Origin of the sequence: Enterobacter sp. SES19 (assembly GCF_011765665.1) — a bacterium.
Taxonomy (GTDB): Bacteria; Pseudomonadota; Gammaproteobacteria; order Enterobacterales; family Enterobacteriaceae; genus Enterobacter; species Enterobacter pseudoroggenkampii.
On the sequence record NZ_CP050320.1, the window covers coordinates 3,534,828 to 3,548,849 of the forward strand.

General features: G+C 57.0%; 14 protein-coding genes. 7 read left to right on the forward strand and 7 right to left on the reverse strand.

All coding sequences use genetic code 11. The features are described 5' to 3' along the window. Window positions 1-5 precede the first annotated feature (5 nt). The 3 genes from purC to dapA form a co-directional block, all read right to left on the reverse strand. Window positions 6-719: a phosphoribosylaminoimidazolesuccinocarboxamide synthase gene (gene purC / locus GXP72_RS16785; protein ID WP_008501631.1), complete on the reverse strand. Its 714-nt coding sequence runs from the start codon at window positions 717-719 to the stop codon at window positions 6-8. A gap of 109 nt (window positions 720-828) precedes the next feature. Next, a complete protein-coding gene (gene bamC, locus GXP72_RS16790; protein WP_032646781.1) occupies window positions 829-1,863 on the reverse strand; it encodes an outer membrane protein assembly factor BamC in 1,035 nt (344 codons plus the stop codon). 16 nt (window positions 1,864-1,879) lie between these two features. Continuing rightward, window positions 1,880-2,758, reverse strand: coding sequence for a 4-hydroxy-tetrahydrodipicolinate synthase (dapA, locus tag GXP72_RS16795; RefSeq protein ID WP_008501633.1), 879 nt, complete (start codon window positions 2,756-2,758; stop codon window positions 1,880-1,882). 145 nt (window positions 2,759-2,903) lie between these two features. Between dapA and GXP72_RS16800 the strand changes: the two genes are divergently transcribed. Next, window positions 2,904-3,473 (forward strand): glycine cleavage system transcriptional repressor, encoded by a 570-nt coding sequence (locus GXP72_RS16800; RefSeq protein WP_023325845.1) that lies wholly within the window; start codon window positions 2,904-2,906, stop codon window positions 3,471-3,473. Next, on the forward strand, window positions 3,473-3,943 hold the full coding sequence (gene bcp, locus GXP72_RS16805) for a thioredoxin-dependent thiol peroxidase (protein ID WP_008501635.1): 471 nt from the start codon (window positions 3,473-3,475) through the stop codon (window positions 3,941-3,943). The genes GXP72_RS16800 and bcp overlap by 1 nt, the downstream gene beginning before the upstream one ends. 95 nt (window positions 3,944-4,038) lie before the next feature. Here bcp and GXP72_RS16810 read toward each other — a convergent pair whose 3' ends face one another. Continuing rightward, window positions 4,039-5,103, reverse strand: a complete 1,065-nt coding sequence (locus GXP72_RS16810) for an AI-2E family transporter (RefSeq protein ID WP_024907566.1) — start codon at window positions 5,101-5,103, stop codon at window positions 4,039-4,041. Window positions 5,104-5,324: 221 nt separating this feature from the next. On the opposite strand from GXP72_RS16810, the gene bepA reads away from it, so the two are divergent. Further along, window positions 5,325-6,788 (forward strand): beta-barrel assembly-enhancing protease, encoded by a 1,464-nt coding sequence (gene bepA / locus GXP72_RS16815; protein WP_208763149.1) that lies wholly within the window; start codon window positions 5,325-5,327, stop codon window positions 6,786-6,788. Between the two features lie 18 nt (window positions 6,789-6,806). Further along, window positions 6,807-7,163, forward strand: a complete 357-nt coding sequence (arsC, locus tag GXP72_RS16820; protein WP_024907564.1) for an arsenate reductase (glutaredoxin) — start codon at window positions 6,807-6,809, stop codon at window positions 7,161-7,163. On the opposite strand, the gene GXP72_RS16825 is transcribed toward arsC, so the two are convergent. Further along, window positions 7,160-7,984, reverse strand: coding sequence for an XRE family transcriptional regulator (locus GXP72_RS16825; protein WP_208763150.1), 825 nt, complete (start codon window positions 7,982-7,984; stop codon window positions 7,160-7,162). The genes arsC and GXP72_RS16825 overlap by 4 nt on opposite strands. A 146-nt stretch (window positions 7,985-8,130) precedes the next feature. Here GXP72_RS16825 and celB point away from each other — a divergent pair, with 146 nt between their 5' ends. From celB to GXP72_RS16840, 3 genes are read left to right on the forward strand one after another with little or no spacing between them, the layout of a single operon-like run. Then, window positions 8,131-9,450: a PTS cellobiose transporter subunit IIC gene (gene celB / locus GXP72_RS16830; protein WP_208763151.1), complete on the forward strand. Its 1,320-nt coding sequence runs from the start codon at window positions 8,131-8,133 to the stop codon at window positions 9,448-9,450. Window positions 9,451-9,453: 3 nt separating this feature from the next. After that, entirely contained in the window at window positions 9,454-10,410 is a 957-nt protein-coding gene (locus tag GXP72_RS16835) for a N(4)-(beta-N-acetylglucosaminyl)-L-asparaginase (RefSeq protein ID WP_024907561.1), read from the forward strand. Next, window positions 10,410-11,828, forward strand: coding sequence for a leucyl aminopeptidase family protein (locus tag GXP72_RS16840; RefSeq protein WP_208763927.1), 1,419 nt, complete (start codon window positions 10,410-10,412; stop codon window positions 11,826-11,828). The genes GXP72_RS16835 and GXP72_RS16840 overlap by 1 nt, the downstream gene beginning before the upstream one ends. A gap of 88 nt (window positions 11,829-11,916) precedes the next feature. On the opposite strand, the gene GXP72_RS16845 is transcribed toward GXP72_RS16840, so the two are convergent. Beyond that, the gene (locus GXP72_RS16845; protein ID WP_166792068.1) at window positions 11,917-12,618 is read right to left on the reverse strand and encodes a DnaA inactivator Hda; all 702 of its coding nucleotides are present in this window, start codon (window positions 12,616-12,618) and stop codon (window positions 11,917-11,919) included. A 95-nt stretch (window positions 12,619-12,713) separates the two neighbouring features. Then, a complete protein-coding gene (uraA, locus tag GXP72_RS16850) occupies window positions 12,714-14,003 on the reverse strand; it encodes a uracil permease (protein WP_024907558.1) in 1,290 nt (429 codons plus the stop codon). Window positions 14,004-14,022 lie beyond the last annotated feature (19 nt).

Consider the following 14,022-nt stretch of genomic DNA (forward strand, 5'->3'; position numbering starts at 1 on the left):
GGGAGTTAGTCGAGCTTAACGCCTAAACGGTGAGCAACCGCTTCGTACGCTTCAATCAGGCCACCCAGGCTCTGACGGAAACGGTCTTTGTCCATTTTATCCAGGGTTTCTTTGTCCCACAGGCGGCTACCGTCTGGTGAGAACTCATCGCCCAGCACCACTTCGCCTTTGAACAGACCAAACTCGAGCTTGAAGTCGACGAGGATCAGGCCCGCGTCATCAAACAATTTTTTCAGCACGTCGTTGGCTTTGTAGGTCAGCTCTTTCATGCGCGCCAGGTTCTCTTTGTTCACCCAGCCGAAGGTTTCGCAGTAGGAATCATTGACCATCGGGTCGTGCATGGCGTCGTTTTTCAGGAACAGATCGAACAGCGGTGGATTCAGTTCGATACCTTCTTCAATGCCCAGACGCTTCACCAGGGAGCCCGCCGCACGGTTACGAATAACGCACTCAACCGGAACCATATCCAGTTTCTTCACCAGACATTCCGTATCGGACAGCAACGCTTCCATCTGAGTCGGGATACCCGCTTCGGCCAGTTTGGTCATAATGAAGTGGTTGAACTTGTTGTTCACCATGCCTTTACGATCGAACTGCTCAATGCGTGCGCCATCCCCTGCTGACGTATCATTGCGGAACTCGAGCACCAACAGATCCGGGTTTTCCGTGCTGTATACGGTCTTCGCTTTGCCACGATACAACTCAGCTTGCTTCTGCATCTTCATTACTCCTGGTGTGATGATTTGTGTTCAAAACTGGGCATATTATGCCACGCACACGTTTGCGTGGCACGAAAATAAAAAGGGCTGGATTCACCAGCCCTCGTATTTATTTGCTGAATGCTGCCTGGAAGACAGCGACCAGCGCATCGTTCTGCGACTGGGTCAGCGTGTGACCTTTTGGATCGATAAACTGCAGGCTACTGCGGTTATCAAGGTCACCGACCTGAATTTTGTAGTCACCGGAGGCAAGCTGAGGATCTTTCGCGCCCAGTTCCTGCCATGCGCTGTCGGAGAGCGGCTTATAGGTTGCCGTCATGCTACCGGTTGAGCGGGTGCTGTCGGTCACTTTCATGCCCACTTTTTCCAGCGTCGCTGGCAAACGCTGCCAGGTCTGGTTAAACGGTGCACGAACCACCAGCATTGGCAGGCCGGTATCATCCGCACCGCTTTGCACATCGAAGGTCACACCGTTGCGGCTCTGCGCGGCGTTGGCGGCATCGGTCGCGGTTTTATCCAGACCCGCAGCAATCACGTTCAGCATTTCGGTGCTGTAACGCTGCAGGGACGCGGCATCCGCAACCGGTTTACCCGCCTGCTCCAGGTTCAACAGCTTAACGTTGACCGCCTGCTGGTAACCCTGTGGTTTTACGGAGACTTGATAACGACCGCGGTATTGCTGGTCTTCATCCAGACGGTTCCACTCGATCCAGTCGGTGGTTAACGTCTGGCTGGCGTCATCGCGTTTATCGATGGTGTAGTTCTTCGACTGAATGACGCTGACAACCTGCGGCCACAGCGTGCTACCGCGCGCGCTCTCAACCATCAGAGACGCCGTATCACCGGTGAACTGGGTACGCGCCCCGTTAACCAGCGCCAGAGGCTGTGCTGGCGGACGAATATCAAGCGCTTTACCGACCGGGCCGCTGCCGTTGGTCACGGGAATATTATAATCGCCGTTCTGAATCGGCAGGATCATACCAGCCGGTGCGTGAAGTTCAGCAAGCGGGGTCGCATCCAGATAGGATTCATCACCGCTCACCTGGCGCTTGTAGCGCGAGTCTGAACTACAGGCAGCGAGCAGCATAACAAGCGAAACACTCGCAACCTTCGCCAGGCGCGACTTCTGTACTGAATAAGCCATCAAATCTCCCTAAACTCTACAGCAAACCGGCATGCTTCAGCGCCGCTCTGACGATGTCACGACCGTGGTCGGTAATCGGTGTCATTGGCAGACGCAGCGTATCGGTTGCTACAAGCCCCAACTCCTTACATGCCCATTTCACTGGGATCGGATTGGGTTCGACAAATAATTTATTGTGCAGCGGCATCAGACGCTGATTAATGACACGGGCTTCATCAAAGTGACCGGCTGCGGCCAGTTTGCACATTTCAGCCATATCGCGCGCCGCAACGTTTGCCGTTACGGAAATCACGCCATGGCCACCGAGCTGCATAAAGTCCAGCGCGGTCGCATCATCACCACTCAACAGGATAAAGTCGTCTGAAACCAGCTCTTTGATCTGATGAACGCGGCTTAAGTTCCCTGTCGCCTCTTTAATACCGATAATATTTTTTACTTCCGAGAGACGACCAACGGTTTCCGGCAGCATATCGCAACCGGTACGGGACGGCACATTATACAGAATTTGTGGCAAGTCAGTATGTTCAGCGATGGCTTTGAAGTGCTGGAACAAACCTTCCTGAGTAGGACGGTTGTAATAAGGGGTCACCGTCAGACAGCCAACGATGCCGCTGTCGTTAAAACGTTTGGTCAGGCTGATAGCTTCTGCGGTTGCATTAGCCCCTGTCCCCGCGATGACCGGAATACGTCCGTCAGCCAGTTCCAGGGTCAGCATCACTACATCGCCGTGCTCGTCGTGGCTCAGCGTTGCGGATTCACCGGTAGTCCCTACCGAAACGATCGCCGAGGTTCCATTGGCGACATGGTAATCAATGAGCTTCTTCATGCTTGACCGGCAGACATTACCTTTTTCATCCATCGGTGTAACAAGCGCGACAATACTTCCCGTGAACATGAGCCATCCTCTGTGCGAACAAGAGCCTCAATGTTACGTTTGGAACTGTAATAAAAGCAAGCGACCTGAGGCTCTCAGGCGGTTGTATGCATGTTTTTTTTATGCTTTCCTTAGGAAGACTTAACCATGCAAAGGAAGAACAGGTTTGACAACCTCATCACAACATTACCTGGTTATCACTGCGCTGGGTGCCGACAGGCCGGGTATCGTGAACACCATCACCCGCCACGTAAGCAGCTGCGGCTGTAATATCGAAGACAGCCGTCTGGCCATGCTTGGCGAAGAGTTCACATTTATTATGTTGCTTTCCGGGACATGGAACGCCATTACGTTGATTGAATCGACCCTGCCGCTGAAAGGCGCCGAGCTGGATTTGCTGATTGTCATGAAGCGCACCACGGCGCGACCGCGTCCGGCTATGCCTTCTACCGTCTGGGTGCAGGTTGAAGTGCCTGATTCTCCCCATCTGATAGAGCGCTTCACCGCGCTGTTTGACAGCCATCAGATGAACATTGCCGAGCTCGTTTCCCGCACACAGCCGGGCGACGCAAGCACGGTTCCCACGCTCTTTATTCAAATTACCGCGCACAGTCCTGCATCACAGGATGCGTCAAATATCGAGCAAGCGTTCAAAGCCCTCTGTACAGAATTAAACGCGCAGGGCAGTATAAGCGTCGTCAATTATTCGCAGCACGAACAGGATGGAGTTGAGTAATGAACCCACTGAAAGCCGGTGACATCGCACCGAAATTTAGCTTACCGGATCAAGACGGCGAGCAAGTAAATTTGACCGACTTCCAGGGACAGCGTGTTCTGGTCTATTTCTACCCGAAAGCCATGACCCCCGGCTGCACCGTACAGGCCTGCGGCTTACGCGACAACATGGACGAGTTGAAAAAAGTCGGCGTGGAAGTGCTGGGTATCAGCACGGATAAACCAGAAAAGCTGTCACGATTTGCTGAAAAAGAGCTGCTGAACTTCACGCTGCTTTCTGATGAAGACCATCAGGTGTGCGAGCAGTTCGGCGTCTGGGGCGAGAAGACGTTTATGGGTAAAACCTACGACGGTATTCACCGCATCAGCTTCCTGATTGACGCTGACGGAAAAGTTGAACACGTGTTTGACGACTTCAAAACCAGCAATCACCACGACGTGGTGTTGAACTGGCTGAAAGAAAGCGCCTGATAAACAGCAAAACGGCAACCCAGGTTGCCGTTTTTCATGTTTTCCCCCTCTTCCCGTGGGAGAGGGTCGGGGTGAGGGCATCAGGCCGCTCAAAACTACTTCTCTTCCACCGCCGGCACATCCGGCCACGCGTGAACCACGGCTTTAATCAGCGTCGCCAGCGGAATGGCGAAGAACACGCCCCAGAACCCCCACAGCCCGCCGAAAATCACCACCGATAAGATAATCACCAGCGGATGCAGGTTCACCGCTTCGGAGAACAACACCGGTACCAGCAGGTTACCGTCCAGCCCCTGAATAATCAGGTACACCGCGAAGCAGCTCCAGAACTCAGTCCCCAGCCCAAACTGGAACAGCGCCACCCCAACCACCGGAATGGTCACCACAAACGCGCCGATGTACGGAATCAGGACAGACAGCCCCACCAGCACCGCCAGCAGCAGCGAGTAGTTCAGGCCGAAAATCAGGAAGCCAATCCAGGTGGCGACCCCCACGACAATCATCTCCAGCACCTTGCCGCGAATGTAGTTGGTGATCTGCTGGTTCATCTCTTCCCAGACCTGCCCCGCCAGCCCGCGGTTACGCGGCAGAATACGGCGCACGGCGTTGAGCATCTGGTCTTTATCTTTCACCAGGAAGAAGACCATCAGCGGCACCAGCACAAGGTAAACCGCCAGCGTCAGCAGTCCGACCAGCGAGGCCAGAGAGTATTTCACCACCGAATCGCCCATCGTCATGATGCGGGCGCGCATATTTTCCGCCATCGCGTCGATAATCCCGGCATCCATCAGGGCCGGGTAACGGCGCGGCAGCGTGGCGGCAAAATCAGAAAGCTTGTTGAGCATGCCGGGCATATCGCGAATAAGGTAGATCCCCTGCTGCCAGGCAACCGGCATCACCACAAAGGCCATTAACAGCAGGATGCCGACAAACAGCACCAGGACGATGCTGGTCGCCCAGCGACGGGAACAGCCGATGTGCTCCAGGCGCGCCGTTGGCCACTCCAGCAGGTACGCCAGCACAATCGCCACCAGCAGGGGCGCGAGCAGGCCGCTGAAAAAGAACAGAATACCGAACCCGGCAACCAGAATAACCAACAAAGCAATGGCTTCCGGGTCGCTGAACCGACGCCGGTACCACTGCATTAACATTTCGAGCATACAACCCTTCCCTGAATCGAATGGCGGGAGTGAGACGATGAATTGTATCTAACTGTCACAAAAAAGACTTTCGCTTTTTGTATCCCGATCACAATCCGCAAAAGCCTGATGAATGGGATTTTCTTCATGCTACAACACGGCTACACTCCCAGAGCAGCAGAGATGAACGATATACCGGTTCATCGGTCAAATTAGCACATCCAACATACAGGACAGTGGTTATGTTCAGGCAGTTGAGAAAAACACTGGTTGCGACACTGATTGCCGCGGTGACGGTCGGTCAGGTGTTGCCCGCTTTTGCTGACTCGTCCGATACATTGCCGGACATGGGCACCACAGCAGGAAGCACGCTCTCTATTGGGCAAGAGATGCAAATGGGGGATTACTATGTTCGCCAGCTGCGCGGCAGCGCCCCGCTGATTAACGACCCTTTGCTGGTACAGTACATTAACGGGCTGGGGATGCGTCTGGTTTCGCACGCCGACTCGGTAAAAACCCCCTTCCATTTCTATTTAATCAATAACGACGAAATCAACGCCTTCGCCTTCTTTGGCGGTAACGTGGTGCTGCATTCGGCGTTATTCCGTTACTCTGACAACGAAAGCCAGCTGGCCTCGGTAATGGCGCACGAAATTTCGCACGTCACCCAGCGTCACCTGGCGCGAGCGATGGAAGACCAGAAACGTAACGCCCCCCTCACCTGGGTGGGTGCACTGGGCTCTATTCTGCTGGCGATGGCCAGCCCGCAGGCCGGGATGGCGGCCCTGACCGGTACGCTGGCGGGAACACGCCAGGGGATGATCAGCTTCACCCAACAAAACGAGCAGGAAGCGGACCGCATCGGGATTCAGGTGCTGCAGCGTTCGGGCTTTGACCCGCAGGCCATGCCGAGCTTCCTCGAAAAACTGCTCGATCAGGCGCGTTACTCTTCCCGTCCGCCGGAAATTCTGTTGACCCACCCGCTGCCGGAAAGCCGTCTGTCGGACGCGCGTAACCGTGCCAACCAGATGCGCCCGGTCGTGGTCCAGTCTTCACAGGATTTCTACATGGCGAAGGTGAGAACCCTGGGGATGTACAATTCCGGGCGTAACCAGCTCACCAGCGACCTGCTGGATACCCTGGCAAAAGGCAACGTGCGAGAAAAAAACGCCGCGCAGTATGGTCAGGCGCTCCAGGCGATGGAAGCCAGCAAATACGACGAGGCGCGTAAGGCGCTGCAGCCGCTTCTGGCAGCCGATCCGAACAACCCGTGGTACCTCGATCTGTCGACGGATATCGATCTGGGGCAGAAGAAGCCTTCCGATGCGATTAACCGCCTGAAAGGAGCGAAAGACGTCCGTACCAACCCGGTGCTGCAGCTTAACCTAGCGAACGCTTACTTGCAGGGCGGCCAGCCTGGCGAGGCGGCGACCATCCTCAACCGCTACACCTTTAATAATAAAGACGATCAAAACGGCTGGGATCTGCTCGCTCAGGCGGAAGCCCAGCTCGGCAACCGCGATCAGGAGCTGGCGGCGCGTGCCGAAGGTTTTGCCCTGGTGGGCCGCCTCGATCAGGCGATTTCCGCGCTCAGCAGCGCCAGCTCGCAGGTCAAACTCGGCAGCCTCCAGCAGGCTCGCTACGACGCGCGTATCGATCAGCTACGCGGCCTGCAGCAGCGCTTTAAGCCGTACGAGAAGATGTAATAAAGGAGAATTCACGTCATGACAGACGCCGTAAAAATCTATCATAACCCTCGCTGCTCCAAGAGCCGCGATACCCTGAGCCTGCTGAAGTCTAACGGCGTGGAGCCGGAGGTGGTGCTGTACCTTGACACCCCACCTGACGCGCAAACCCTCCGCCAGCTGCTGCACATGCTGGGAATGGGCAGTGCAAGAGAACTGATGCGCCAGAAAGAAGATCTGTATAAGTCGCTTAACCTGGATGACAACCGTCTCACCGAGGCTGAACTGGTCCAGGCGATGGTTGAAAATCCAAAGCTGATTGAGCGCCCGATTGTGGTGGCGAACGGCCAGGCGCGCATTGGACGCCCGCCGGAAGACGTGCTCGAGATCCTCTAGTCCTTATGCCGCAGCGCTTCCAAGAAGGCCTGCGGCGTACTCTCTCCCAACTTTTTCTGGGCTTTCTCCCGGTTGTAAAATTCGCACAGCTGGATCAGCAGCTCGCCTGCCGGTTCACTGTTCAGACGTGGAATGATGTCGCATAGCGGCAGAGCAACCTGAACGGCGGGGTATTGCTGTGGATGTACTGTCACGGCGGTATTGCGTTTCTCAAGCTTCACCTCGAAACCAAAAGTCTCAATAGATTGAATATCAGCCGGACAGGCTTCCAGCACGTCGTTCACCCAGTGGACCAGCAGCTGTGGAGAAATGCCCGCGTACAGCCGAACGGAGCACCAGCCGCTCACGGGTTCACGCGCCCAGAGCAGATGCTGTTCACCGCCATCGTCCATATGCAGAGACAGAGGCTGATGATGTAACAGGAGTTTTTGCGGCACGATACCTGCCCTCAGCGCCTTTTTCCCCTGCAACGTCGCGCCCTTCTGCTTTACCGAAGCCGGTTTGAGGTAGCGATTGAGGGTCGCGCGGGATACGGCGATCCCGAGTCCGTTATTGACCATCTGCAGCAGTTCGTCCAGCGGGGCACCCGTGATATCCCGCAGGGCATTGACCAGCGCAACCTGCTCTTGTCTCAATGCTTTGTGTATCACTTTTGGCGTCGTGTGGTTATCCGAAACCTGATCGCGGTTACGCCAGCGCCTGACTGTAGTGACCGAGATCCCCAGCTCAACGGCCAGTTCTCTGTCGCTTTTATCTGATTGCTGAAGATAGCGACGGATGCGCGGCGTCGTGGTGGCATTAGCATGCAGTTTAATTTCCATCGCAGGATCCTCAGAACCAATCTTGTGAGATTTATACTATACCAGCGATTGCTTTGTGACCGATTTCACCTTTCGCTCACCACGCTTCACTGATAATCCTCAGACATAACACAAACAACACCCCTCAATCTTGTACGGAGTTCACAATGAACAATGTTCTGGGATTTCTTGAAGCAAAACTGATGCCGCTGGCGGCCAAAACGGCCCAGCAGCGGCATCTCGGGGCCATTCGCGGCGCCTACGTCTCCTTCATGCCGTTTATCATCGTCGGCTCTATTCTGCTGGTGATCTCGTCGTTCCCGAATCAAGCCTATCAGCAGTTTATGTCTCAGGCCTTTGGTGAGAGCTGGAGCGCCATTATCGAAATCCCGTTCAACGCGGTGTTCTCCACCATGTCGCTGTTCATCAGCTTCCTGGTCGCCTTCCGCCTGGCGGAACACTATGGCGAGGATCGCATCTCCTGCGGCATCCTGGCGCTGGTCGCCTTTCTCATCCTGACGCCCTTTATCAAAGTGGCGGAGAACGGCGGTATCACCGTCATTCCAGTGGAGTGGATTGGCAGCAAAGGGCTGTTCGTGGCGATGATTGGTTCTCTGCTCTGGACGGAGCTGTTCTGCTGGCTCAAGCGCAAAAAAATGGTGATCAAAATGCCGGACGGCGTGCCTCCGGCGGTGCAGGAGTCGTTCGCCGCGCTGATCCCGGCCCTGCTGGTGATGATTCTGGTGCTGGGTATCCGCATCGTGTTTGAAAACACCCACTACAACACCATCCACCAGTTTATTTACGAAGTGGTTGCCACGCCGGTGCGCCACTATGGCACCTCATACTTTGGCGCGCTGATGACGGTGTTCAGCATCACCATTCTGTGGTCCGTGGGCATTAACTCCGGCTCGATGATCAACGGCATCATTCGACCGCTGTGGATGGAGAACCAGACCGACAACATCGCCGCGATTCAGGCAGGCACGACGCCGCCGCACATTATCACCGAACAGTTTTTTGACATGATCTGGATGGGCGGCGCGGGGGCCACGCTGTCGCTGGTGATTGCAATGCTGATTTTCGCCCGCAGCAAAAACATGCGTGAAGTGGCGCGCCTCGGCGCCGGGGCATCGGTGTTTAACATCAACGAACCGATCCTGTTTGGCCTGCCGGTGATCATGAACCCGATCATGCTTATCCCGTTCAACCTGGTGCCGCTGGTGCTGGTCACCGTGCAGTATGCGGCGATGAAGATTGGCGCGGTTGCCGTCACCACCGGGGTGTTTATTCCCTGGACGCTGCCGCCGGTCATCAGCGGTTTTATCGTCACCGGTCACCTGAGCGGCAGCGTGATGCAGCTTATCAACCTGCTGATTGGCGCCATGCTGTATCTGCCTTTTATGCGTATCGTGGACAAACAGTACCGCGCGGCGGAAATGGCCACCGTTACGCAAACCGACACCACCCTTGCAAAACAGGAGTAACGCATGTGGGGAATTATCGCGACCTGGCGAATGGCGCTTGAAGGCGTCACCGAGTCTGCATCTGCGCTGGCTGCGGGGAAACCGGTCTCGGCAGCGGTGGTGGATGCCGTCGCCGCCGTCGAAGACTTTCCGTTTTATAAATCCGTCGGCTACGGCGGGCTGCCCACCGAAAATGGCGAGGTGGAGCTGGACGCCGCCTATATGGACGGCGACACGCTGGCGTTTGGTGCCGTGGGCAACCTGGTGGATATCGCCAACCCGGTGCGCGTGGCGCATGCGTTAAGCCGCCAGCGCTACAACAGCCTGCTGGTCGGCCAGGGCGCGAGGGAATGGGCGCTGAGCCAGGGCTTTGCCGACAAAACCATGCTCACTGACCGCGCCATGCAGCACTACCGCAAACGCTGCCGCGAAACGCTGGATAAGGGCTTAAGCCCTTACGACGGACATGACACCGTCGGCATTATCGGCCTCGATAAACAGGGCTCAATGAGCGTCGCCACCTCCACCAGCGGCCTGTTCATGAAAAAACGCGGTCGACTCGGGGATTCGCCCATTATCGGCTCCGGCTTTTACTGTGACAGCGAAACCGGCGCCGCCACCGCCACGGGCGTCGGTGAAGATCTGATGAAAGGCTGCACCAGTTACGAAATCGTTCGCCGCATGGCGCAGGGTATGACGCCGCAGCAGGCGGCGGATTCGGTGGTGTTCGAACTGGAGGACAAGCTGATGTCGCGCTTTGGCCGCGTGGGCGATCTCTCCGTGGTGTGCATGAACAACAGGGGCGAATTTGGTGCCGCTACCAACATCAAAACCTTTTCGTTCGTGGTGGCGACGGCTCGCCAGCCCCTCACCGTTTTTCGTACCGAACGCCTGCGGGAGAAAACGCATTATCACGCGGTAGACGATGAGTGGATGCAGGCCTATGCCGCGCGGATCCGCGCGCCGATTGAGGAGTCATGATGATTACGTATCAGTTTATCACCGCGCTTTCCGACGCGAAGCCGCAGAGCCATTTGATTGCCTCCGCCTCCTGTACGCTTTTGCCCGAAACGGCGCTTGTCGCGGAAATGCGCGAGTCTGCCAGCATCGCTGACACCCGCTTTGGCTGCGCCCCGTTTGCCCGGATCACCCTGCTGCCCGATGCGCTCTGGCAGGATAGCCTGACCGAAGGATTACTGACGGCGCTGCGCCCGCTGCTGGCCTCGCCCGTCAGTCCCGAGCTGATACTGGACGTGACTGATATCGACGATGTGGTGCTGGCGCAGGTGCTGCGTTTTCTCTTTAATCAGGCGCACAGGCTTAGCGATTTGCAGTTGAAGGAAACCAGCGACAGCGTCCGTCTTGAGCGCATCGCCGCGCTCTGCTTACCCGAACAGCAGGAGCGACTGGCGGTTATTTTCCGCCAGCAGCAGGCCATCGCCCACGGCATGGTCGCGGCGCGACGTCTGGCGGATACCCCGTCCGACCGCTGCACGCCGCAGTTTGTGGTGGAAGAGGCGCAAAAACTGTGTGCCGCCTTCCCTGCCCTGCGGTGCGAAGTGCTGAATGAAAAGCAAATCGTTGAGGACGGTCTGGGGCTGCTGCACGCCGTCGGCAAAGGGGCGACCTGTCCGCCGCGCCTGCTGGCGATTCATTATGACGGTGTCAACGACGGCCCGGTGCGCTGCTATGTGGGTAAAGGCATTACCTTTGATACCGGCGGCCTGTGGCTGAAGGAAGGCGCGGGCATGTACACCATGAAATACGACATGTGCGGTGCGGCTAACGTGCTGGGCCTGATGCTGACCGTCGCAGAGCTGGCGCTGCCCGTACGCATTATGGGCGTGCTGGCGCTGGCGGAAAACGCCATCGGCCCGGACGCCATGCAGCCCGGCACGGTAGCAACGGCCTGCAACGGGATCACCGTTGAAATCAACAACACCGATGCCGAAGGCCGACTGGTGCTGGCGGACGCCATCGCCTGGGCCAGCCAGCGCCATCCGCAGGCGCGCTATATCATTGATATGGCCACCTTAACCGGTGCGGTCGTGAAGGCGCTGGGGTATGAGCTGAGCGGGCTGATGACGCAGGATGAACCGCTGCGCGCGGCGCTTACGCTGGCGGGTAAGCAGAGCGGTGATGAAGTGTGGTCCCTGCCGCTGGATGCGCGGCTGAAAAAGCAGACCGACAGCGCGATTGCCGATCTGTGCAACACGCCGACCAACAATGCGGCGATCAGCGCCTCGGCGGCGTGGCTGCTGCATCACTTCTGCCCGCCGACAATTCCGTGGGTCCATCTGGACATCAGCGGTACGGCGCTGTGGCGTGAAAGTGGGCGAAGCGTGGCATCGGGAAGACCGATTCCACTGCTGGTTGAGCATCTAATGGGGGATCTTTAGCCGGGTGGTGGCTGCGCCTTACCCGGCCTACAAAGTGCGGCAGGTTTTCGTAGGCCCGGTAAGGCGCAGCCGACACCGGGCAAAAAGCTCAAAGCTTGAGAATATCTTTCACAAACGGGATAGTCAGCTTGCGCTGGGCGGTAATGGAGGCGCGATCGAGCTGATCGAGCGTATCAAACAGCGTGCGCATTTCGCGATCCAGTCGTTTAAGCAGGAAACGGCCCACGTCTTCCGGCAGCTCAAACCCGCGCTGCTTCGCACGCAGCTGTAACGCCTGAAGCTTATCTTCATCCGACAGCGGCTGAAGCTTGTAGATTTGCCCCCAGTCCAGGCGAGACGCCAGATCCGGCAGTCCCAGATTCAGCTGGCGAGGCGGACGATCGCCGGTGATCAGCAGCCGTGTTTTCCCCGATTCCAGAATGCGGTTGTAGAGGTTAAAGATCGCCATTTCCCACGGCTCATCCCCCGCCACGCATTCGATATTATCAATGCACACCAGCGAGAGATGTTCCATTCCCTCAAGCACCTCAGGCACGAACCAGGTACGTTTATCCAGCGGCACGTAGCCTACCGCATCGCCGCGCGCCGAAAGCTCCGCGCAGGCGGCATGCAGCAGGTGGCTGCGCCCCGCGCCTTCGCGTGACCAGATATAGATGTATCCGCTGTGTTCCTGGCGCAGCACGTTTTGCAGTGCAGCCAGTAAAGAGGGGTTATCACCCGGCCAGAAACTCGCGAAAGTTTCGTCGTCAGGGAGATAGAGTGGCAGAGAGAGCTGTGCCGGTCCGTTCAGAAGTACCTCAACCAGATCTTACATAAAATCGGCATGGAGTTTAGCACGGAACCTGCAAGGAGAGAACCGGGCGGATCGTCCACCCGGTTAAAGGATCAATGTGGTGCTTTTTCGCTGTCGTCCGCGTCCAGAATTTGTTCTTCCGGGCGAATTACCGAGATCAGCTTGAAAATCAGGCTCAGGCCCACGCCGACGATGGTCGCCAGCGCCATGCCTTTCAGCTCGGCCGCACCAATGTGCACCTTCGCACCGCTGACGCCGATAATCAGGATCACCGAGGTCAGGATCAGGTTCTGCGCCTTGCTGTAATCCACTTTGGATTCAATCAGCACGCGAATACCGGAGGCACCGATCACGCCGTACAGCAGCAGAGAAACGCCGCCCATCACCGGAACCGGGATGATCTGAATCGCTGCCGCCAGCTTGCCGACGCAGGAGAGCAGAATGGCGATGATCGCCGCGCCGCCGATAACCCAGGTGCTGTAGACGCGGGTAATCGCCATCACGCCGATGTTCTCGCCGTAGGTGGTGTTTGGCGTAGAACCAAAGAAACCGGAGATGATGGTGGAGAAACCGTTCGCAAACATGGAGCGGTGCAGGCCCGGGTCGCGGATTAAATCGCGCTTGACAATGTTCGCCGTCACCACCAGGTGGCCGACGTGCTCCGCAATCACCACCAGCGCCGCAGGCAGAATGGTGAAGATCGCAAACCATTCGAAGCGCGGCGTATAGAAGGTTGGCAGCGCGAACCAGTGCGCCTCGGCAATCGGGGTGGTGTCCACCACGCCCATTACAAAGGAGAGCGCATAGCCTGCCAGCACGCCGATCAGGATCGGGATAATCGCCATGAAACCGCGGAACAGCACGGAGCCAAACACCGTTACGCCCAGGGTCACCAGCGAGATGATAATGGTTTTGGAATCCGGTGACTGGCCGTCAGCAGGCAGCAGACCGGCCATATTCGCCGCGACGCCCGCCAGTTCGAGACCGATGACGGCCACGATGGCGCCCATCGCTGCAGGAGGGAACATCACGTCCAGCCAGCCGGTACCGGCTTTCTTCACAATGAAGGAGACCAGGCAGAACAGCACGCCACACATGATAAAGCCGCCCAGCGCGACCTCATAACCCAGCGGCAGCAACAGCAACACCGGCGAGATAAAGGCGAAGCTCGACCCGAGATACGCCGGAATTTTGCCTTTACAGATGAAGAGGTACAGCAGCGTACCGATGCCGTTGAACAGCAGCACGGTAGCCGGGTTAATGTGGAACAGGATTGGCACCAGCACGGTTGCGCCAAACATGGCGAACAGGTGCTGCAAACTAAGCGGGATAGTCTGTAAAAGCGGCGGTCTTTCACTCACCCCGATAGCACGGCGCGTCATAGTGTTTTCCTCTGAGTAG